The 21538-nt window shown below is 32.7% G+C and carries 17 protein-coding genes and 1 pseudogene; 9 read left to right on the top strand and 9 right to left on the bottom strand.

The genetic code is table 11. The features are described from left to right. Nucleotides 1-187: 187 nt before the first annotated feature. The 6 genes and pseudogenes from ACNQGG_RS05575 to ACNQGG_RS05550 all read right to left on the bottom strand — a co-directional run bounded on the left by ACNQGG_RS05575 (nt 188) and on the right by ACNQGG_RS05550 (nt 6730). On the bottom strand, nt 188-526 hold the full coding sequence (locus ACNQGG_RS05575) for a DHCW motif cupin fold protein (RefSeq protein WP_417962037.1): 339 nt from the start codon (nt 524-526) through the stop codon (nt 188-190). Nucleotides 527-655: 129 nt separating this feature from the next. Further along, nucleotides 656-1423, bottom strand: a complete 768-nt coding sequence (locus ACNQGG_RS05570; protein WP_416857843.1) for a carboxypeptidase-like regulatory domain-containing protein — start codon at nt 1421-1423, stop codon at nt 656-658. 86 nt (nt 1424-1509) lie between these two features. Next, nucleotides 1510-3453 (bottom strand): DEAD/DEAH box helicase, encoded by a 1944-nt coding sequence (locus ACNQGG_RS05565; RefSeq protein ID WP_417962036.1) that lies wholly within the window; start codon nt 3451-3453, stop codon nt 1510-1512. A gap of 204 nt (nt 3454-3657) precedes the next feature. Continuing rightward, nucleotides 3658-4236, bottom strand: coding sequence for a non-canonical purine NTP diphosphatase (locus ACNQGG_RS05560; RefSeq protein ID WP_417962035.1), 579 nt, complete (start codon nt 4234-4236; stop codon nt 3658-3660). A gap of 1562 nt (nt 4237-5798) precedes the next feature. Then, nucleotides 5799-6521 (bottom strand): annotated as a pseudogene (locus tag ACNQGG_RS05555) (glutamate synthase-related protein). Between the two features lie 11 nt (nt 6522-6532). Further along, entirely contained in the window at nt 6533-6730 is a 198-nt protein-coding gene (locus tag ACNQGG_RS05550; RefSeq protein ID WP_417962034.1) for a glutamate synthase-related protein, read from the bottom strand. Nucleotides 6731-7384: 654 nt separating this feature from the next. Between ACNQGG_RS05550 and ACNQGG_RS05545 the strand changes: the two genes are divergently transcribed. Continuing rightward, nucleotides 7385-9766 (top strand): hybrid sensor histidine kinase/response regulator, encoded by a 2382-nt coding sequence (locus ACNQGG_RS05545; RefSeq protein ID WP_417962033.1) that lies wholly within the window; start codon nt 7385-7387, stop codon nt 9764-9766. On the opposite strand, the gene ACNQGG_RS05540 is transcribed toward ACNQGG_RS05545, so the two are convergent. Continuing rightward, nucleotides 9763-10527: an NYN domain-containing protein gene (locus ACNQGG_RS05540; protein ID WP_417962032.1), complete on the bottom strand. Its 765-nt coding sequence runs from the start codon at nt 10525-10527 to the stop codon at nt 9763-9765. The two genes, ACNQGG_RS05545 and ACNQGG_RS05540, sit on opposite strands and share 4 nt — an antisense overlap. Nucleotides 10528-10780: 253 nt before the next feature. On the opposite strand from ACNQGG_RS05540, the gene ACNQGG_RS05535 reads away from it, so the two are divergent. Next, on the top strand, nt 10781-12043 hold the full coding sequence (locus ACNQGG_RS05535; protein ID WP_416857848.1) for a cysteate-C-fatty acyltransferase: 1263 nt from the start codon (nt 10781-10783) through the stop codon (nt 12041-12043). Nucleotides 12044-12151: 108 nt separating this feature from the next. Further along, complete coding sequence (locus ACNQGG_RS05530; RefSeq protein ID WP_417962031.1) at nt 12152-12625, top strand: hypothetical protein; 474 nt, start codon at nt 12152-12154, stop codon at nt 12623-12625. 78 nt (nt 12626-12703) lie between these two features. Here the strand turns inward: ACNQGG_RS05530 and ACNQGG_RS05525 are convergent, their stop codons facing one another. Further along, on the bottom strand, nt 12704-13822 hold the full coding sequence (locus ACNQGG_RS05525) for a GTP cyclohydrolase (protein WP_417962030.1): 1119 nt from the start codon (nt 13820-13822) through the stop codon (nt 12704-12706). Nucleotides 13823-13843: 21 nt separating this feature from the next. Continuing rightward, entirely contained in the window at nt 13844-14779 is a 936-nt protein-coding gene (locus ACNQGG_RS05520; RefSeq protein ID WP_416857851.1) for a transporter, read from the bottom strand. 123 nt (nt 14780-14902) lie between these two features. Here ACNQGG_RS05520 and ACNQGG_RS05515 point away from each other — a divergent pair, with 123 nt between their 5' ends. The 6 genes from ACNQGG_RS05515 to ACNQGG_RS05490 all read left to right on the top strand — a co-directional run bounded on the left by ACNQGG_RS05515 (nt 14903) and on the right by ACNQGG_RS05490 (nt 21207). Beyond that, a complete protein-coding gene (locus ACNQGG_RS05515) occupies nt 14903-15184 on the top strand; it encodes a DUF4834 family protein (RefSeq protein ID WP_416857852.1) in 282 nt (93 codons plus the stop codon). A gap of 50 nt (nt 15185-15234) precedes the next feature. Continuing rightward, nucleotides 15235-17667, top strand: coding sequence for a YfhO family protein (locus tag ACNQGG_RS05510; RefSeq protein ID WP_417962029.1), 2433 nt, complete (start codon nt 15235-15237; stop codon nt 17665-17667). A gap of 40 nt (nt 17668-17707) precedes the next feature. Continuing rightward, nucleotides 17708-17866, top strand: a complete 159-nt coding sequence (locus ACNQGG_RS05505; protein WP_417962028.1) for a hypothetical protein — start codon at nt 17708-17710, stop codon at nt 17864-17866. Further along, nucleotides 17866-18330, top strand: coding sequence for a DUF6036 family nucleotidyltransferase (locus ACNQGG_RS05500; RefSeq protein WP_417962027.1), 465 nt, complete (start codon nt 17866-17868; stop codon nt 18328-18330). The genes ACNQGG_RS05505 and ACNQGG_RS05500 overlap by 1 nt, the downstream gene beginning before the upstream one ends. A 96-nt stretch (nt 18331-18426) precedes the next feature. Further along, on the top strand, nt 18427-19728 hold the full coding sequence (locus tag ACNQGG_RS05495) for a glycosyltransferase family 4 protein (protein WP_417962026.1): 1302 nt from the start codon (nt 18427-18429) through the stop codon (nt 19726-19728). Nucleotides 19729-19743: 15 nt separating this feature from the next. Next, nucleotides 19744-21207 carry an oligosaccharide flippase family protein gene (locus ACNQGG_RS05490; RefSeq protein ID WP_417962025.1) on the top strand — a complete coding sequence of 488 codons (1464 nt, stop codon included), beginning with the start codon at nt 19744-19746 and terminating at the stop codon, nt 21205-21207. Nucleotides 21208-21538 lie beyond the last annotated feature (331 nt).

Raw genomic sequence — 21538 nt, 5'->3', positions numbered from 1 at the left:
AATTAGTCTCTTTTAGGACTGTTTTTCTTATCTCTTTTTTCTTCTTTCTTTTCTTTTGCCGTTTTTAAAGGTTCTTTTTTCAAAGTTTTCTTTGCGTCTTGACTTTTTGCCATGATGTAGGTATTTAAATTTTGTTTTTAATTTTGATGTAAGTAAATGTATATAATATTTTGATTTGTTTTAAATATTATTTCAAAAAATCCCCGTCGATGATTAGTAATTCCACTCCATTAGTAACAATAGAGCGATGAGAGCTTAAATCATCAGAAACTACATAAGTCATTCCTTTAGATAGATTTGTTTGTTCTCCATTCTCCATTTCGCTAATAAAAGTCCCTTCGAGACAATGTACAATATGTCCTTTTTGGCACCAATGATCGGCTAAATAACCGTCAGAATAAATAACTTTCCGAATTCGGAGTCCTCCTAATTGCAAAGTTTGCCAATAAGCGGTTCCTGTTTCCCCTCTATGTTCTGTTCTTTCTATTTTGTCCCAATTTATGGCTTGAAAAGGTATGTCAGACATGGATTATGTTTAATGGATTAATTAAATTTTAGCTAAAACCCAAATTTAAGTATTTTAAAATAAAAATCCCCAACTACTTTTGTAATTGAGGATTGGAATTGTCTTTAGATTAAACCTGTAGACGTTATGTTATTTTTTCTTCAGAATTTTATATTCTTCATAACAGCCACTTATGGCATCCATAATTTGTAAATCATTTGCTGTTTGTATAAATGCTTCCGAGTAATTACAGCGTTGCAAAATTTCGGCTAATTCATTTTTATCCACACCAAGAAGTACAGATATCGTTTCTCTGTCAAATTTAGATTCGAGTAGATTTCGAACCGTATCATCCTTTTTCATTTCTTTTAGCTTTTTGAGTTCCTTTGGGTTTTTACCAAAGAAGTTATAAAGCATATCCGCTGGGTTAAAGATAGAACCAAGTACTCTTCCAAAGGCATTTGGAGAATATTCACCTGCTTCATAACCTTGTGTTAATCCGGAAATACTATAACGGTAGTTTTCTTTTGTTGGAATTAATTTTGAATCAACTTCGAGATATCCCGTTAAATTGAAAGGTCTGATGACTACTTCCTCTAATGCGATTGCTTTTTCGGTAAGTTGAATTTTCGTGCTTTTATTTTTTATCCAGTCATTTGTAACCCGAACTCTTAAAGATTGGAAGCCTAAGATAGTAAAATGTAAAGTATCGTTTGGTTGTACATCAATTTCGAAATACCCTCTCGAATCGGTAGTGGCGCCTCTTACTTTGTTGATGTTGATGATATTTACATTAGACAAAGGCAGCTTAGAATTGTTGTTGATAATAATACCATTAACTCTTTGGGAATGTTCTATAACTTGTGCAAAAGCGGTTGCAGATAGTACTAAAAAAAAGAAAACTACAAAATATTTCATAAACTCATTTAAAACTTTAAAAGTAATAAAAGAGGATTAAATATTTTGTAGTTTCTCTATATAATTATAAGAAAATTAACTAAATGTTAGTCTCTTCTTGGTCTTCTTGGTCTTGGTGAATCACCAAAGCTTTCAGAACGTCTAGGCGCTCTATCAGATGCACCTTCAGTTCTAGGTCTGTCAGATGAAAAACCATCTTCTCTTCTTGGAGCAGCACTTCTAGAATCGCTTCTTCCGCCAAATCCACCTTCTCTAGGAGCTGAATTTCTGTCGCTTCTAAATCCGCCACCGCCAGAACCTTCTCTTCTTGGAGCAAAACTACCTTCTCTTCTTGGAGCTGAACTTCTTCCGCCTCCAAAACTTCCACCAGAACTTCTTCCGTTATGATCACGTCTTCCGCCACCATCATTTTTAGAAATTTCAACATTGATTCTACGTCCTTCTAATTGTACGTTGTTCAATACTTCCATTACTTTATCAGTATGTTCCGGATCAGTGTTAAAGAAAGAAAAACCTTCTTTTACGTCTACTTTGAAAACGTCATCACGACCTAAGTCTAATGTTTCTTTCAAGTAATCTTTCAATGACATCCAATCAAAGTTATCTCTAGAACCGATGTTCACAAAATATCTCGTTGCACCACCATTGTTATTTTCTCTTGGAGCACCATCTCTATCATCACGCTCACGTCTTTCAGAACCTGAAGCTTGATTAGAAATATCTCTGGTTTTCTTGTAATAATTGATAAAACGGTTAAATTCAACCGATACCATTTTCTTGATTAATTCCTCTTTCGATAAACCTTCAAGAACGCTGTTAATTGCAGGAAGATAGTTGTCAATTTCGTGATCAACTTCTGTATCTTTAATTTTATTAGCTAAGTGTAACAATTGGATTTCGCAGATTTCAATTCCAGAAGGGATTGTTTTTTCTTCGAATTTTTGTTTGATGATTCGTTCAATTGAAGAAATCTTACGCAACTCACTTTTAGTTACGATTACAATAGAAGTACCTAATTTACCAGCACGACCAGTACGACCTGAACGGTGGTTATAAGTTTCAATTTCATCAGGTAATTGATAATTCACTACGTGAGTAATGCTGTCAACGTCAATTCCACGTGCAGCAACATCAGTAGCTACAAGCATTTGGATTTGTCTTCCTCTAAAAGATTTCATTACGCCATCACGTTGCGCTTGAGATAAATCTCCGTGTAATGCAGCAGCACTGTATCCATCTTCAACCAATTTTTCAGCAACAGCTTGCGTATCTCTTTTAGTACGACAAAAAACTACTGAGAAAATGTCTGGATTAGCATCCGCTAAACGTTTCAAAGCTTCGTAACGGTCACGCGCATTTACAAGGTAAAATTCGTGAGAAACGGTAGCAGAACCTGAGTTTTTAGCTCCAACTGTAATTTCAATTGGGTCAGTCATGAATTGTTTTCCAATACGTGCTACTTCAGCAGGCATTGTTGCAGAGAATAACCATGTGTTTTTTTCGTCTGGCGTAGTAGAAAGGATGTTTACGATATCTTCGTAGAAACCCATGTTCAACATTTCGTCAGCTTCGTCAAGTATACAATAGTTGATTTGAGATATATTTACCAAACCTCTATTAATCATGTCTTGCATTCTACCTGGAGTTGCCACAATAATTTGTGCGCCTCTCTTTATGTCTCTCGCCTGATCTGTTATGCTAGCTCCACCGTAAACTGCTACCACATTAATACCTTTTTCGTATTTAGAGTAGTTTTTAATTTCGTTGGTAATCTGCAAACAAAGTTCGCGTGTTGGAGATAAAATTAATGCTTGTGTATTCCTGTTGTCGGCATCAATTTTCTGAATAACTGGAAAACCAAAAGCTGCCGTTTTCCCTGTCCCTGTCTGAGCCAACGCAACCATATCTGTGTCTTTTTCCAATAATAGGGGAATCGCTTTCTCCTGTACTTCGGTCGGATTTTCAAATCCTAGATCTAAAATCGCCTTCAGTAACGATTCACTCAATCCTAATTGTTCAAATTTATTCATATGTATTTTTAAAATAGGGTGCAAAATTACTGTTTATAATTCATATAAACTAATGCTATTTTAAGATTTAATGATTTATTGTAAATTGATTATCAGAAAGTTATGTTTTTTATTTACAATTTATGTATTTTGCTTTAATAATTCAATGTGAAATTACGACTCAAAATCGGATATATTGTTATAAAAATGTAGTATTGCGAAAATTTATTTATTTGCTTTCAGGAAGTCTATTAGTTGGAGTGTCGCTTTTCCTCTATGACTAATTTTATTTTTTATTTCCAATGATAATTGTGCGAAAGTTTTCTGATATTCTTCAGGTTTAAAAATAGCGTCGTACCCAAATCCTTGATTACCTGTCTTTTCTAAAGTAATTTCACCCCGGGCGACTCCTGTAAAAAGATGTTGTTTTCCGTTTAAATTCAAAGCAATCACTGTTCTGAATTGTGCCTTTCTATTATTTTTATCTGATAAAGCCTCTAATAATTTATTCATATTATCATCGGCATTACGCTGTTCTCCTGCATATCGTGCTGAAAAAACTCCAGGTTCTCCGTTCAAAGAATCCACTTCAAGTCCGGTGTCATCAGCAAAGCAGTCGTAACCATAGTTGCGGGTAACATAATTTGCTTTTAAGATAGCATTGCCTTCAATGGTTTCTGCTGTTTCAGGAATTTCTTCATGACAACCAATGCTTTCTAAACTTAGAATTTTGATTGAATCGGGAATCATACTTTGTATTTCCAGAATTTTATTTTTGTTATTGGAAGCGAAAACGAGTTGCATTTTATTTGTTTTAATTAGATTTCAAAGATACATTTTTTTAACTATTTCATTGGAATGCCGTCAAAGCAGTTCAAAATTTTTAGGGTCATAGGAATCTCTAGTTTATTTAGAATTTTAAAAATGTATTATGGATTAAACTGCTAAAAAACAATACGTTAATTAATGGTTAAAGTGTCGTTTTTTAATTATTTGAATTGACATAAGTTGTATCTTTGAGTGTGGTTTTGATTAATCACTTGGGTAAAACCATCTGAAAAGAGAAGCTTATTCAAATAGTCATTTCATGCTGAACGGTATGATTTGATAAATGGTGAATCAAAATCTACAATCGGAGGCCCTTTAAAAAGGCCTCCTTTTTTGTGGTTACTTACCAACATCGGTTTTTGACTAGTGGAAATTTTATTTTAAATAGTGTTTTTAAAATTCTAAAATCACGATGTTAATTAAGTGTTAAAGTGTTTTATTAGAGTAGTTTGAAACTAAATTTGCGTTATCTTTGAGTATGGTTTTGATTTGTTCTTGAATATGGCCATCTGCAAAGAGTAGCGTATTTAATAGTTAGTTGTACCGAAAGATATAAGTTGATAATAACAAATCAAAGTCTGAATTAGAGGCCCTTTAAAAAGGCCTCTTTTTTTATAATTATTTGTCAAGATCGGTTTTTGACGTGTAGAAATTTTATTTTAAATAGTGGTTTTTAAAATTCTAAAATCACAGCGTTAATTAAGCGTTAAAGTGTTTTATTAGAGTAGTTTAAAACTAAATTTGCGTTATCTTTGATTATGGTTTTGATTTGTTCTTGAATATGGCTATCTGCAAAGAGTAGCGTATTTGATAGTTAGTTGTACCGAAAGATACAAGCTGATAATAACAAATCAAAGTCTGAATTAGAGGCCCTTTAAAAAGGCCTCTTTTTTTATAATTATTTGTCAAGATCGGTTTTTGACGTGTAGAAATTCTATTTTAAATAATGTTTTTTAAAATTCTAAAATGACGGCGTTAATTAAGCGTTAAAATGTTTTAGTAGAATGGTTTGAAACTAAATTTGCCTTATCTTAGAGTATGATTTTGCTTTGTTCTTGAGTATGGCCATCTGCAAAGAGTAGCGTATTTGATAGTTAGTTGTACCGAAAGGTATGAACTGATAATAACAAACCAAGGTCTAAATTGGAGGCCTGTAAAAAGGCCTCTTTTTTATGGCTATATGCCAAAAATAGTAGTTTTTTAGTTTGTCTGTTTTTCTAATGTGTTTTATTAGAAACAACTTTTGTTAAAATTTCCTAAACTAATTTTAAGGAATAGTAATTTTTTAATAACTGTGGTTTTAGCTTTATAAAATGACACGTTAACGATTAGTTAAAGTGCTGATTTACATCTATTATGGTGAAAGTAAATTGTATCTTTGAGTGTGGTTTTGATTAATTACTTGAATGTATCAATCTTGCAATAAGATATGATAATTCAATAGTCAGCTATACAAGTTAAAGTATAAGTTAGATAATGGTAAATCAGAATCAACAATTGGAGGACTCTAAAGGTCCTCCTTTTTTTGTTGTAAACTTTTAGTGTTTCGTAACACTTTTTAAATTATCGGGGAAATACAAATCCGATAAATGAGCAAATTCATCTCCACGCATAAAAATATTAATATCAACATCGGCAAAATTTTTTTTACCAGCTGCAGCCAGAAGTTCATTAGCAGCGTGTAAGCTGTTTTTATGAAAATAAAAAACGCCTTCCGATTTATCAGTCACAAGTAATCCTTTGATTAATATTTTGTCTAGTGTAGCAACTCCGGTAGTACATCTGTTATTGTTGCATCGCAAGGCTTGAATACATCTCAATGAAAACTGGACTCCACGTGCACTATCACACATCAGCACCAAGTGCGATAGCTCTTAGAGTGGAATATCCTGAATTATTTTACCATTGCAAATGACGCATATCTTGTCTTGTATGCCAAAACGCACTAATGTTTTATTTACAATAATAAGTGCGGCTTCAAATGACATTCCTATGCCATCCGCAAATTCGAGTGGTACAGCACCAGTTTCTCCTTCGGCACCATCAACGGTGATGAAATCAGGAAATTAATTTTGAGTAATCATTTCTTGGCAAATCATTTCAAATTCGCTGGTTTCGCCAATACACAATTTAAAGCCAATAGGTTTCCCATTGGACAGTAAACGTAATTTTGCAATAAATTCTATTAACCCTTTTGTATCTGAAAATGCAGCATGGCCGGGTGGAGAAAGTACCGTTGTATGTGGTTGTACACCTCTAATTTTAGCTATTTCTAAGTAAATTTGTCTCCGTTAAAACCACCTCTATCATCGCGACAACCAAAATATCCTGTTCCTATTTGACAAGTGATGTCCCCTCCTTGTTGATGAAACTTAGTCAAACCACCTTCGCCTGTATTGTGATAGAATTTGCCGAGGGCTCCTTTGGTTAGAACCATGATAGCATTTTCACTCAAGGAACCAAAACTCATAGCCGAAATGTTTAATAACGAAGCCAAATAGGGCTACGTACAATCAGGTCCGCCAACTAAAACTCGAGGCAGCTTCTCATTGACTGTTGCTGGAAAAATAGAATGTTTAATTCCTTCGTAACTAGATTTATTTAAATTTAATTGTGTTCCAAAAGGCGTTTTAGAATCAATATTTTTTGCTCTTTGGTGAGCCAGAGTTCACTGATTTCAGGAAAAAGGTTTCCCATCGGTAGAACGTTCGATAAAATATTGCTGAATTTTCGGATGCTATCATTTTAAATAAATATCTAAAATAACCTAATACAGGTAAATTTCTTAAAATGGCATGTTTCTGTTGAATACTATTGGCATAACCAATCAACAATAAATAAATAAAAAGATCAATAAAAATAGACCTGCTTTAAAATATAAATAAAGACCCAAAGTAATTATAAATGCAGCAATTCCTAAAGCGAAATTTTTTGTCTCATAGGTGAAAGTTATTTCAGCTATTAATTTACTAAGACTATTAAAAATTTTGTACTTTAAATGCTATTATTTGAAATGAATTGTTTTATTTCACAAAACAGAAAAACGCAATTAAAAAGAGTAGTTAGAAAAACTAAAGAGTTCTTTTTTACGTATGTTTTTTTGTCTAATTGTAATTTATTAAACATGGGTCAGAAAAAATACGTTCGACTTTCTATTACTTTGAAATTATTGTTTTTCATGTTATTTTTCATAAATACTTACTCACAATATGTTTTTAGAAGCAATGCAATTCCTGAAGAGATTTCCCTATATAACTTTACTACAATTGCAGATGTTGGCCAAAGAAATTTAGATATCCAATTTGTAATTGCAAATTATAATTCATTAAGCCCTAAAAAGCTTAAGACTGAAAGTGATGACTTAGGCTTTACACAAAATAATTTTTGGGCAAAAACCGAACTGGAAAACCCTACAGATTTATCCTTAAAATATTACTTAGAGACTGCTAGACCAATTACAGATTTAGTAGAATTATATATTTTTGATGTTGCTTCAAAGAAAATTACCAAAGCCGTTAGTGGTGACAACATGCAATATTCTGTACGTAGTTTTGATAATCGTAAAACTATTTTTAAAATTGAAATAGCACCAAAATCCAGCTTGATATTATTTTTACATTTAAAAAGCGATGGTGAAGTAATAAAAATGCCAATAAAGCTGTATTCCTCGGAAAGTTTTATAAAAACAGTTTCAGAAGAGCAATTGTTTTTCGGTATTTTTTATGGAATTTTGACAATTGTTTCCATTATTTACTTTTTTTTCTATTTTGCTTTACGCGAAAAAACATTTTTGTATTATAGCTTATATGTTATTTTTATTGGCTTAATGCAATTTTCGTTAGACGGTTATTTTTATGAATTGGTTACACCGCAGGGTGGGTGGTTTTCACTTCATGCCGTATTGTTTTTTGCGATGGTAGCCGGTTTCTTATTGGGTAAATACAGCGAAGTTTTCTTAAACATCAAAAAGTATAATAAAACGATTTACATTCTATTCAATATCGTTTATTTTTTAGCTTTCGTGTTAATTTTCTGTATCCTTTTTGTCCCAGCAGCTTTGGCAATAAGTTATCCTTTGGCAAACGTGCTTGGGTTACTGATCCTCATCTTGATCATTTCCTCTGTGATTTATCTGTATTACAAAAACAAGTATGTTGATGGTTTTTTTACTATTGGTATTTTCTTTTTAATTCTTGGATTTGGAATATTTATTCTCAATAATTTTGGTCAAGTTCCTAATTCATTTTTGACTCAAAACAGTTCTAAATTAGGAACCGGTTTGGAAGTAATTTTCCTTTCACTTTCAATGGCAAACCTGATTAGGAATCTTAAAAATGAAAAAAATGAACTGAATCGTCTTGCTTTAGTTCGTTCGGAAGAGATGAATGATTTAAAATCTTATTTTTTATCGAATATTAGCCACGAATTGCGAACGCCACTGAACGCCATCATGAATTTAATTGATTCTATTTCTGTTGAAGTTCAGGATGAAAAAATTAGAAAAAATTGTCAAATTATAAAATATTCCTCCCATAGCTTATTGAGTTCCGTCAATGATATTTTGGATTTTTCTAAAATTGAAAAAGGGGAATTAAAACTTGAGAATAATCAATTTGATCCAGCGCAGGTTTTAGAACATTTGAAGAATAATGCAATTAATATCGCTAAAGATAAAGGGTTAGGGTTTCAGTTTTCAAAATCGGACACTATTCCTGATTTTTTAATTGGAGATGTGACCCGATTGGTGCAGGTTGTGAATAATGTCTTGAATAATGCCATTAAATTTACGGCCACCGGTTTTGTGAAATTTACTATCGACAGCGAGTTGAAAAACAACAATAAGGCCAGTTTGATTTTGACTATTTCGGATTCTGGTATCGGAATTTCAAAAGATAAAATGGACCGTATCTTTGATTCTTTTTCTCAAAATAATATCGATAATAAGCGAAAATTTGGTGGACTTGGATTAGGACTTTACATCGTTAAGACTTTGGTCGATATGCAAAACGGAACTATTGTAATGGATAGTAAAATCAATGGAGGAACCACTTGCATTATTACGATTGATTTTGATGTATCGACAGAACAGAAAAAGGTTGAAGCTCCTGTTAAAATTGTTATTGACGATTTAGAAGGGAAATCCATTTTAGTAGTTGAAGACAATCCGATCAATCAAATGGTCATAAAAATGATTACCAAGAAATGGTTAAATACAACTGTTGTTTATGCTAATAATGGTCAGGAAGCATTGGAAGCATTTAAAACCAATCAATTTGACATTGTATTAATGGATCTCCAAATGCCAGTTATGGATGGTTATGAAGCAACGATTGCAATTAGAAATGGCGAAGCAGGAGCACATAATAGCAACATCCCAATCATTGCAGTAACTGCCGATGTGATGGAAACCACAAAAGAGCGCGTTAAGGAAATAGGGATGAATGATTATTTGTCTAAACCAATTAAGAAAGAAACTTTATATGAGGCGGTTAAAAAGTTAGTTTAACTAAAACGCAATCGAACATAAACGTGTTTGATTCCTTTTTTATCGGAATCTCTCTCGTCAATTTCGAGAATGTCAGTGAGGGATTTAAGCATGGGTGTAAGTTTTGCAAAGCCATAATTTCTTGGATCGAATTCTGGTTTTTTCTTTACGATGAGGTTTCCTACGTCACCCAGAAAAGCCCAGCCACTGTCATCAGCAATGTCTTCGATGGTTGATTCGATTAATTCTATGGTTTGCACATCGACTTTGTTTAAGCTTTTTGGTGTTGCTTTTTTTGCATCTGAGGCAGTTCTTTTTGGTAATTTCTTTTTGATTGCTCCGTCTAAAACTTCAATATAAATAAATCGGTCACAGGCAACAATAAATGAATTGGGCGTTTTTTGTTCTCCAATTCCAATGACTTTCATTCCGGATTCTCTCAATCGGATTGCTAAACGTGTAAAATCAGAATCACTGGAAACAATACAAAAACCATCCACTTTATCCGAATACAATAAATCCATAGCGTCAATAATCATCGCTGAATCCGAAGAATTTTTACCCACCGTGTAACTGTATTGTTGAATAGGTGTAATAGCATGTTCCAATAAAACACTTTTCCAGCCTCCGGCATTTGGTTTGGTCCAATCGGCATAAATACGTTTGGTGGTTGGTGTGCCAAACTTGGCTATTTCCTCCATCATTCCTTTTACATTACTATACGGAACGTTGTCAGCATCAATGAGAACGGCAAGTTTTAATTCTTTTGTATCTTCGGACATAAATTTCTAATGTTGAAATATTTATCCAAATATACAAAGTTTATCATCGGAATCGTTTTTTTTAGCCCTGATCGAAACGGCATCCTTTTATGCCGATTTTTCTTCAGCACAAAAGATATAGTGTAGAGCAGGAAATAGCTCCTGATAGTCATCAAGATAAACCCTGAAAAATAAATTTACTTTCAATACCATTATAAAATTTAAATAATTATTTTTGCAACTTCTTAAAATTAAAATTATTACTTAATATATTATGGTAAAAGATTTATTCGAAAGGATTCAAAACAATAAAGGGCCATTAGGGAAATGGGCTTCACAAGCAGAAGGATATTTTGTATTTCCAAAATTAGAAGGAGATTTAGGCCCAAGAATGAAATTTCAAGGAAAAGAGGTTTTGAACTGGAGTTTGAATGACTATTTAGGTCTTGCAAATCACCCTGAAGTGCGTAAAGCAGATGCGGATGCAGCGTTAGAATATGGTGCAGCTGCTCCAATGGGTGCTCGTATGATGAGTGGCCACACTAAATATCACGAACAATTAGAGAATGAATTGGCTGCTTTTGTAATGAAAGAATCTTCTTATTTGTTGAATTTTGGGTACCAAGGAATGGTTTCTATCATTGATGCTTTGGTGACTAGAAATGACGTTATTGTGTATGATGTAGATGGACACGCTTGTATTATTGATGGTGTTCGTTTGCATAGCGGAAAACGTTTTACTTACAAGCACAACGACATTGAAAGTATGGAGAAAAACCTGCAACGTGCCACAAAATTAGCTGCTGAACAAGGAGGAGGAATCCTTTTTATTACTGAAGGTGTTTTTGGGATGCGTGGGCAACAAGGAAAGTTGAAAGAGATTGTAGAAATGAAAAAGAAATATAATTTCCGTCTTTTAGTTGATGATGCTCACGGTTTTGGTACACTTGGTAAAACAGGTGCTGGAGCCGGCGAGGAGCAAGGTTGTCAGGATGGAATTGATGTTTATTTCTCAACTTTTGCCAAATCAATGGCGAATATTGGTGCTTTTGTAGCTGCCGATAAAGATATTATCGATTATTTAAAATACAATTTGCGTTCTCAAATGTTTGCGAAAGCATTGCCAATGATTCAAACTATTGGTTCTTTGAAACGTTTGCAATTGTTGCGTGACAACCCAGGATTGAAAGACAAATTATGGGAAAATGTAAATGCTTTGCAAGGTGGTTTGAGAAGTAAAGGATTTAATATTGGTGATACCAATACTTGTGTTACACCAGTTTACTTGGAAGGAAGTGTGCCAGAAGCGATGGTGATGGTGAATGACTTAAGAGAGAATTATGGTATTTTCTTGTCAATAGTAATTTATCCGGTAATTCCAAAAGGAATGATTTTATTACGCGTTATTCCTACTGCACCTCACACTTTGTCAGATATTGACGAAACACTAACTGCTTTTGAAGCAATCCGTGAAAAATTAGAAAACGGAACCTATAAAGAAATTGCATCACGTACTAAAGTTGATTTGGACGCTTAATTTCGTGTTTTAGTTTTATATAAAAAATCCATCAGTCTAACTGATGGATTTTTTTTGGAATGAATTTAGCTATGAATTTGTACATTTATAAAACTAAAATGGAAATTTATGAAAAAAGTAATTGTATTAGGAATCGTTTTTATGAGCCTTCTAGTTTCTTGTAAAAAAGAAAGAGAAAAGAAAGAAGCTCCGGCTGAATTAGAAAAAATAGTTATTGAAGAACCCGTAACCGAAGAATGTTACCGTACAATTTTAAAAAAGGATACGATTTCAATGACTTTGAATATAAAAGGAGATCAATTGACTTCAGGGAAATTGAGTTATAATTTCTACGAGAAGGACAAAAGCTTTGGAACATTAGTTGGAAAAATAAAAGGAGATACACTTTTTGCGGATTATGCATTCATGTCAGAAGGTGTTGCTACGGTTCGCCAAGTTGCTTTCTTGAAAAAAGGGAATACGTACATTGAAGGTTTTGGAGATGTAGTGGATGATAATAAAGGAAAAGTAACTTTTAAGGATGCAAAACAATTAAAATTTGACGGGAATATAGTTTTGTCAAAAGTGGAATGTAAAATGTGATTTTTGTTATAAAAAGCAACCATCTATAAATAAAAAATCCATCGGCCACCGATGGATTTTTTATTTATAATTTAATTATTACAGATTCTTTAAAAAAGTACATCTGCGTTTATGAACTATAGGATCAAAATGTTTCCACAAATTGTGAATAGCAATATTGTTAGCTAATTCAGGAGTTCTAAAACAATTAATAATTCCCTTTTCTTTGAACGTTTCGTAGTATTCTTTAAAAATGATCGCTGTTACTGCTTTGTTTTGGTATTCCGGGAGAACGCCTATAAGATAGAAAAGAACATCTTTGCTTTGTTTTTTGGCTTTCAATAAATGAAGAAATCCAAATGGAAATAATTTTCCTTTTGATTTTTGCAATGCTTCCGAAAATGAAGGCATCACAATGCTAAAAGCAACAATATTATGGTCTTTGTCTTCCACAAATTTGATGAATTCAGGATTGATGAAACTGATGTATTTTTTCTTGAAATATTCTTTTTGTGTGTCTGAAATGGCTACAAAAGAGGATAAAGACGCGTACGATTTATTGAATAAATCAAACATTTTATCAACGTGGGGCATCACTTCTTTAGTAGTTTTGAAATTAAGCGGACTTAATTGGTATCGTCTTTTAACCAAATCATTTGCTTTTTCAAAAAATTCCGGCTTTACGTTTGCAAAAGGAAATTTACTTTCTATGTATTCTTTCTCTTTAACATAACCTAATTGCTCAAAATGAGTGGCGTAATACGGATTATTGTACCACGTAATCATGGTTCCCATTTCATCAAAACCTTCTGTTAGAATACCTACTTTATCTAAATTTGAAAATCCCATAGGACCTTCAACGTGTTCTAAATTATTTTTTCGACCTAATTCATTGACTTTTTCTAAAAGTGCTTTCGTCACTTCAATATCATCAATGACATCAAACCAACCAAATCGAACTTTCTTTTTTTGCTGATCATTCACTTCACTCCAATTGATTATAGCAGCGATTCGGCCTACAATTTCATTGTTTTTGTAAGCAATATAAAAATAGGCTTCGGCATTTTCAAAAGCAGGATTTTTGGTCTTATCAAATGATTCCAGTTCATCTGCTATGATTGGTGGAACCCAGTTTTTATTGTTTTTGTATAATGAAAAAGGAAATTTTATGTAATCCGTTAATTCGCTTTTTGTCTTTGCTTCTTGTATTGTAATCATGGTAGTTTTGGCTTGTAATTTCTATCCTTTTTTTGTTTTTTTTGCTCTTTTCTTAGCTTTTTTATCGGAATCGTTATTGTCTAAATTAATTCGGACTTCATTATAATTAGCATCATAGCGCCAGGAAAAACCTACTCCTCCATAAAGAACAGAAGGAGTATCTTTGAAATTAGTGCTTATTGAAGCATCAATTTGCATGTCTTTGTTTAATAAATAAGCAGCACCTCCACGAACAATTGCGTCACTATAAAAATCACTTTTAAAGCCTTGGTTTTCTACAAAACCTGACCATTTATCATTGAATCCTTTTGTTAAGGTTAATACGTAACCATAACTAGGATAGTCAGTTGTTATGTAATCGGCAATGATATTGGTAACAAAAACCCATGTTCCGTCTCCTAAATGGTTTTGTGTAATCAACATGATTTTTGGAGATATGCTGGATTCAGGAGAAAAAGAATATGGATTATCCGCCATGGTGAAATTAGCCCCTGCAAATACGGAAACAGCAGGAATTAATTGATGCCAATTGAAAGCGCGATTGGCTTTCCAACTGTAAACATTTACCTTTTTTTCGTAATTTTTAAATGGATCGTAAATTAGATATTTGGCTCCTAAAACGGTTTGCTTTAGCGCTGATCTATTAGAGTTATTGAATAATGTAGTGAATTTCTCGTTTTGGTATTGCAAATCGGCTATCAATTCTAATTTTTCCATGAACAATCCCCATCTTAATGTAGCATCAATCCCAAAACCATTGGCGTCATAATTTAATAAATTATGTTTTTGTTTAATTCCATAAATGCCTGTTTCTATTTGAATTACTGATTTTCCAACTGCAAAAGCGGACATGGTTTCACCTGGTCTATTAGAGTTGATTTGATCCGTATGCTGTCCATAATGAATACACGGAATCATAAAAATGGCTACTGCAAATAAGGTTTTGAATTTGAACATATTATTTTTTTGGGTTAAAAAGTAATAACGCTTTTCAAATGTACTATATTTTATTATTTATTTAAGAATGATATTTTAATTTTGAACGTTGGATTTATTAATTTTGAAAAAAAATATACGTTTATGCAAACTGCTTCATTTTCCGGTTTTATAAAAGCACTTTTTTATATGGTTGCTTTCTATTACATTTTTAAATTTTTGGCGAAGTTATTCTTGCCTTTATTAGTAAAAAAAGTAGTGGAGAAAGCAGGGCAAAATTTTCAACAACAGCAACAAAATGCGCAGGATAATTCTTGGAATAAAACACAAAGCAAAGACGAAGTGATTTACAATGCTGCGAATGCCAAAAATCCTCGTGAAACCAAAAAAGTAGGAGAATATGTTGATTACGAAGAAATAGATTAAATTTGCCGTAAAAAACGCAGCTCTCATACTTTAAACCAAACTTTCAAAAATTGAAAATAATAAATAAGTTCTATCCGCACGCACTAGCCATACTCGGTTTTGTACTAATATCTCTAATCTATTTTTATCCTGTATTGCAGGGAAAACAAATTTTCCAATCGGATATTGCTCAATACACGGGAATGGCCAAAGAGCAAAACGATTTTAGAGCCTCAGATCACGTGGAACCTTATTGGACAAATTCAGCTTTTGGGGGAATGCCGACCTACCAATTAGGTGCAAAATATCCACACGATTATATTGGGATGATTGATGATGCTTTACGGTTTTTACCGCGTCCCGCTGATTATTTATTTCTGTATTTCCTTGGTTTTTATGGGTTAATGTTAGTTTTAAAAATCGATCCTTTGAAAGCCTTTTTTGGTGCACTGGCTTTTGGTTTTTCCACTTATTTGATCATTATACTTGGAGTTGGACATAATGCAAAAGCGCATGCTATTGCTTATATGCCGCTCGTTATTGCCGGTTTTATTTTAGTTTTTCGAAAAAAATACATTTTAGGTGGTTTGCTGACAATGTTTGCCACAGCATTAGAAATTAATGCCAACCACTTCCAAATGACCTATTATTTGTTGATTTTCTTAATGATACTTTCTGGTTATTTTATTTATCAGGCTGTGAAAGAAAAGGAATATAAATCACTGTTATATTCGTTTGGAGTTCTGGCGGTGGCCGGGATATTTGCTTTGGGTGCTAATGCAACTAATTTATTGGCTACAGCCGAATATGCGGATTTTAGTACTCGGGGAAAAAGTGAATTAACCTTTAATCCTGACGGGTCAAAAATGACCAGTAATAGTGCCATGACTCGGGATTATATTACAGAATACAGTTACGGAATCGCCGAAAGTTTCAATCTTATTGCTCCAAGACTTTTTGGTGGTTCTAATAATGAAGCTTTGGGGACGGATAGTAAGATGTATGATTTTATGATTGGTAAAGGGGTACAAGAGGCTCAGGCTAAAGATTTTGTTTCTGGAATGCCAACATATTGGGGCGACCAGCCTATTGTAGCTGCGCCAGCTTATATTGGTGCCATCGTTTTCTTTTTAGGAATTTTGGCTTTGTTTGTTGATGAACGAAAAATTAAATATGTATTTCTCTCGGGAGCCATTGTGGCATTAATACTTTCTTGGGGTAAAAATTTACCTGCTTTGACTGATTTTTTTATTGATCATGTTCCAATGTACAATAAGTTTAGAGCGGTTTCTTCCATACAGGTGATTTTAGAATTATGTTTCCCAGTTTTAGCGATAATGGGATTACAGTCCTTTTTTAAATTAGAAAAAGAGAATGCAAAGCTGCAGCAGAAATCCTTATTAGAAGCAGGAACTTTTAGTTTGGGAGTCATTGTGATTTTGTTTTTGTGTAAAAGTTTGTTCAGCTTTTCTGGTGGGAATGATAGTTACTATTTAGAAAATTACGGACCAGATTTTGTAAGTGCGCTTAAGGAAGACCGAATGAATTTGTACAGTGCGGATTTATTGCGTTCTGGTTTCTTTATTTTACTTTCAGCAGGTGTTTTATGGTTGTTTATAAAAAATAAATTGGCTCAAAATACAGCAATAATCTTGGTAGGACTTCTTATGATTTTCGACTTGTTTTTTGTCGATAAAAAATATGTTTCGAGTAAAGATTTTGTGAGTGGAAGAGAAGTAGAAGTGCCATTTCAGGAAACACCTGCGGATGCACAGATTCTAAAAGATACAACAAACTACAGAGTTTTTGAAGTAAGCGGTAATTTATCAAGCGCCCGAACTTCTTATTTCCATAAATCTATTGGGGGGTATAATGCGGTTAAACCTCGAAGAATGCAACAGTTATTTGATTACCAAATTGCCAAAAACAATATGGAAATCCTTAATATGTTGGACGTAAAATATGTAATTCAAACGGATAAAGAAGGAAAAGAATTTCCAACTTCGAATCCTAATGCCAACGGAAATGCTTGGTTTGTGAATAAAATAAAATTTGTTCAAACGGCTGATCAAGAAATGAAAGCATTGGATAGTTTGGATTCTAAAAATGTGGCCGTTGTAAATCAAAAAGAATTTGAAATTAAAAATAAGGTTTTCGCCAAAGACAGTTCGGCTGCAATAATTTTGGATTCCTACAAACCCAACCATTTAAAATACAGTTCGAATAATGGGAATGAAGGTTTAGCCGTTTTCTCTGAGATTTATTATGGAAAAGGCTGGAATGCTTATGTAGATGGCAAATTGACACCTCATATAAGAGCTGATTATACACTACGAGCACTTGTTATTCCTGCGGGAAAACATGCTATAGAATTCAAGTTTGAGCCACAAGTTATTAAAACAGGAAGTACAATTACACTCTTTAGTTCAATAGGAATGTTGTTGCTATTAATTGGAGGGATTTATTTTGTGCAGAGAAGAAAACAAGTGAATAGAATTGAATAGCAATTAGTCGAAATGTTTTTCTAAAATTGTATATTTGAATATGAAATCTTTATATAAAAAGGAAAATAGATTGTCCCAAAAAGAAACTGAAACTTCTGATTTGCAAAAGTTGTACTCTGAAAGAATAGAAAGGTTTATGGCTTTGGTTGAAATTTCGTATGCCTTAAAAACTGCACCAAGAATTATTCAGAAAAAATAATGCTTCAAGAAATTTTAGACATTTGGGAAAAACTCGCCGAAAACAATGTTCGTTATCTAACTATTGGTGGATTGGCAGTAAATATTTATGGTTATACCAGAAATACTGGGGATATTGATATATTGATTGACGATACTATTGAAAATAGAAAAAATCTTCGTCTCGCTTTTGCAGCAATTGGAATTGGAGATTTTCCATCACTTGAAACAATGCAATTTGTTGCTGGATTTACAGATTTTACTATTTCTTATGGGTTGAGATTAGATGTGATGACTTCTATTAAAGGGTTAGAAAACGAAAATTTTGACCGTTTGCTACAAAATTCAACTATTGTTATCTTGAAAGAAATTCCTGTTTATTTTTTAGATTATGATAATTTGATAAAAGCTAAAAAAGCGACAAACAGACCTAAAGATATTTTAGATATTGAAGAGTTAGAAAAACTAAATAAAAAAAATGATTGAAGATTGTTCATTAACGATTTTTGACCCGAGCCTGAAAGAGCGAACAGGCGAAGCATTTCAGAAGTTTTTAAAACTTCTAAACTTTAAACCTTAAACTTGGAATCAAAGAAATTATTAATTATTACCTATTATTGGCCACCGGCTGGCGGACCCGGCGTTCAACGTTGGCTCAAGTTTGTAAAATATCTACCGGATTTTGGAGTTCAACCTATTGTGTATATTCCCGAGAATCCAACCTATCCAATTGTTGATGAAAATCTAGTAAAAGAAGTTTCGGAGAAGGCAATTATTCTGAAACATAAAATTTTTGAACCGTATCAATTAGCTTCGTTTTTTTCGAAAAATAAAACGAAAAAAATCAGTTCGGGAATTATTCCAAATAAAAAGAAACAAAGCTTTCTTGATAAAACCTTTCTTTGGATCCGGGGCAATCTTTTTATTCCGGATGCCCGTGTTTTTTGGGTAAAACCATCGGTTTCTTATTTAGAAAAATACATTCAAAAAAATAATATTGATACGATTGTAACTTCTGGGCCGCCACACAGTTTGCACCTCATTGGATTAGAATTAAAACAAAAATTAGATCTAAAATGGTTTGCTGATTTCAGAGATCCTTGGACTACCATCGGGTATCATAAATCCTTGCGATTATCTGATTATGCAGCCAAAAAACACAAAGATTTAGAACATCAAGTTTTGAATTCCGCCGATGCAATTATTGTAACTAGTAAGACTACTAAAACTGAATTTCAAGCCATTACAAATAAGCCTATTGTGGTTATAACGAATGGATACGATACTGAAAATGTCGAAAAACAATCTTTGGATGCAAAATTTAGCTTGGCTCACATTGGTTCTTTCCTTTCGGAAAGAAATCCTTTGATTCTATGGGAATGCTTCGTTGAATTACTAGATGAAATTCCGGATTTCAAATCACATTTAGACATAAAATTAATTGGCGCAGTAAGTCAGGAAGTATTGGAAACCTTGACTCAATTTGGCTTAAATCCGTATTTGAATAATTTGGGCTATGTTTCCCATGCGGAAGCGATTGCCCATCAAAGAAAATCACAGGTTTTATTGCTTATCGAAATTGATTCCGAGGATACCAAAAGTATTATTCCGGGGAAATTATTCGAATATATGGTTTCTAACAGACCCATTATAGCGATTGGACCAAACGGTTCTGATTTTGCCGAAATCATAACAGAAACGAATACAGGAGTGTTTTTTGATTATTCTGAGAAAGTGAAGCTGAAAAGCGTAATTTTGGACTTTTATAATCAGTTTTTGATAGGAAAATTACAATCGAATGGAGTAGGTTTACAACATTATTCCAGAAAAAACCTTACCAAAGAATTAGTACAATTGATTAATTCATACACACACAACCTCTAACTTCTAAGCTCAATAATGGGAATAGTATTAAATCAGTCTTTAAAAAATACGATAATAACCTATATTGGTTTTGGAATTGGTGGGATAAACACCATTTATTTGTATCCTGTTTTTCTAGGAGCCACTTTTTATGGGTTGACTAATTACGTGACTTCTTGCGCTAACGTCATTATGCCATTATTTGCTATTGGAATGCAAAATACGTTAGTAAAATTTTATTCTCAATATAAAACCGAAGAAGAAAAATCTCGTTTTTTATCCTTTACTGTTTTATTTCCTTTTCTATTGATAATCCCAATGTTATTAATTGGACTCTTATTTTATGATCAGATTTTGTTCTTTTTATCCAAAAAGAATGCAATTGTCAAAAATTATATTTGGTTGATACCATTTATTGGATTATGTATGGCCTATTTCGAAATTTTTTATGCTTGGTTGCGCGTACACATGCATTCTGTTTTTGGAAATTTTATTAAGGAAGTAGGTTTGCGATTGTTTTCGTTATTTCTATTAATTGGAGTTTATTATAATTGGCTTACTGTTGAAGGATTCGTATATGCAACAGCAGGATTGTATTTTTTAGCGTTTTTGGTGACTATGTTCTATGCATTTAGTATCCAAAAGCCCACTTTTCAGTTTACAATTCCTGAAAACACAAAAGAAATATTGACGTATACTTTTTATATTATTTTATCAGGAAGTGTTGCTAATTTACTTTTGGATGGAGATAAAATGATTCTTAATCAATATATGCATATCGAGAATATTGCCTTTTATTCTGTTGCGACCTATATTGCCTTAGTGATATCTGTTCCAAGTCGTGCGATGCATCAAATCGTTTATCCTATCACTGCACGATTAATGCATGAAAATAAACATGATGAGTTAAATAATTTGTACCAAAAAACCTCGATTAATTTACAAGTAGTAGGTGGTTTGGTGATGTTGGGGATTTTTGTGAATATCAATCAGTTGTATGAAATGGTGCCAAAAGATTATAGCGGTGGTATTTTGGTTGTTTTTATGATTGGAATCTCCAAGTATTTCGATTTGATTTTAGGGAATAATAATGCCATTATTTTCAATACAAAATATTACAGGACGGTTTTGTTTTTGGGAGTTGGATTGGTAGTGTTAACCATAGTCCTGAATATGATTTTTATCCCTATTTATGGTATTATGGGGTCCGCTTTTGCCACATTGTTATCAATTACTTTATATAGTCTTGCCAAATTACTTTTTGTGGTTAAGCGATTGGATTTATATCCTTTTACAGCACAAACGTTGCATTCCATAGTGATTACGGTTGTGATGTTCTTACTGTTTTATTTCTGGCAATTTCCTTTTCATCCAATAATTAGTATTGGATTAAAATCAGCTTTGGTGACCATTTTGTATGTGTATATCAATTATAAATTTGTTATTTCTACCGAAATAAATCAAGTTATTGATAATATATTGAAAAAAATTAGAAAGTAGGTTTAGAATGATTTTTTCTAATCCAAAAGTGAGTTGCTATCGGCCCCTATAAAGGGCTCATGACTTTTGTGAATCTTTTACACATTTATATTTTACTAAAAAAACAGTCTTTAAATACCCTCAAATTTAATTATTACATCAAACAGTATCATTAAAAAGCGTTTAATAATATAATTTTTTAGTCATATATTGGAAGATTTTATATAGTGTGAATTATATAATTTTTTCTAAGTATTATGTAATATCTAAAAGCGTTTTTAAAAATATATTTGTATTCTATTTAGAATTTTAAACACAAAGATCAAATTGCAAAATAATTGAAAAATCACTA

Source organism: Flavobacterium esculini (assembly GCF_048284325.1).
Classification (GTDB): domain Bacteria; phylum Bacteroidota; class Bacteroidia; order Flavobacteriales; family Flavobacteriaceae; genus Flavobacterium.
The sequence above is the reverse complement of the archived record's forward strand: the minus strand, read 5'-3'. Positions and strand labels throughout refer to the sequence as shown.

What these genes read in the sequence shown, in the direction of transcription:
- ACNQGG_RS05575 (WP_417962037.1), bottom strand. Translation starts at nt 526, where the DNA reads ATGTCTGACATACCTTTTCAAGCCATAAATTGGGACAAAATAGAAAGA.
- ACNQGG_RS05570 (WP_416857843.1), bottom strand. Translation starts at nt 1,423, where the DNA reads ATGAAATATTTTGTAGTTTTCTTTTTTTTAGTACTATCTGCAACCGCT.
- ACNQGG_RS05565 (WP_417962036.1), bottom strand. Translation starts at nt 3,453, where the DNA reads ATGAATAAATTTGAACAATTAGGATTGAGTGAATCGTTACTGAAGGCG.
- ACNQGG_RS05560 (WP_417962035.1), bottom strand. Translation starts at nt 4,236, where the DNA reads ATGCAACTCGTTTTCGCTTCCAATAACAAAAATAAAATTCTGGAAATA.
- ACNQGG_RS05550 (WP_417962034.1), bottom strand. Translation starts at nt 6,730, where the DNA reads ATGAGTTTTGGTTCCTTGAGTGAAAATGCTATCATGGTTCTAACCAAA.
- ACNQGG_RS05545 (WP_417962033.1), top strand. Translation starts at nt 7,385, where the DNA reads ATGGGTCAGAAAAAATACGTTCGACTTTCTATTACTTTGAAATTATTG.
- ACNQGG_RS05540 (WP_417962032.1), bottom strand. Translation starts at nt 10,527, where the DNA reads ATGTCCGAAGATACAAAAGAATTAAAACTTGCCGTTCTCATTGATGCT.
- ACNQGG_RS05535 (WP_416857848.1), top strand. Translation starts at nt 10,781, where the DNA reads ATGGTAAAAGATTTATTCGAAAGGATTCAAAACAATAAAGGGCCATTA.
- ACNQGG_RS05530 (WP_417962031.1), top strand. Translation starts at nt 12,152, where the DNA reads ATGAAAAAAGTAATTGTATTAGGAATCGTTTTTATGAGCCTTCTAGTT.
- ACNQGG_RS05525 (WP_417962030.1), bottom strand. Translation starts at nt 13,822, where the DNA reads ATGATTACAATACAAGAAGCAAAGACAAAAAGCGAATTAACGGATTAC.
- ACNQGG_RS05520 (WP_416857851.1), bottom strand. Translation starts at nt 14,779, where the DNA reads ATGTTCAAATTCAAAACCTTATTTGCAGTAGCCATTTTTATGATTCCG.
- ACNQGG_RS05515 (WP_416857852.1), top strand. Translation starts at nt 14,903, where the DNA reads ATGCAAACTGCTTCATTTTCCGGTTTTATAAAAGCACTTTTTTATATG.
- ACNQGG_RS05505 (WP_417962028.1), top strand. Translation starts at nt 17,708, where the DNA reads ATGAAATCTTTATATAAAAAGGAAAATAGATTGTCCCAAAAAGAAACT.
- ACNQGG_RS05500 (WP_417962027.1), top strand. Translation starts at nt 17,866, where the DNA reads ATGCTTCAAGAAATTTTAGACATTTGGGAAAAACTCGCCGAAAACAAT.
- ACNQGG_RS05490 (WP_417962025.1), top strand. Translation starts at nt 19,744, where the DNA reads ATGGGAATAGTATTAAATCAGTCTTTAAAAAATACGATAATAACCTAT.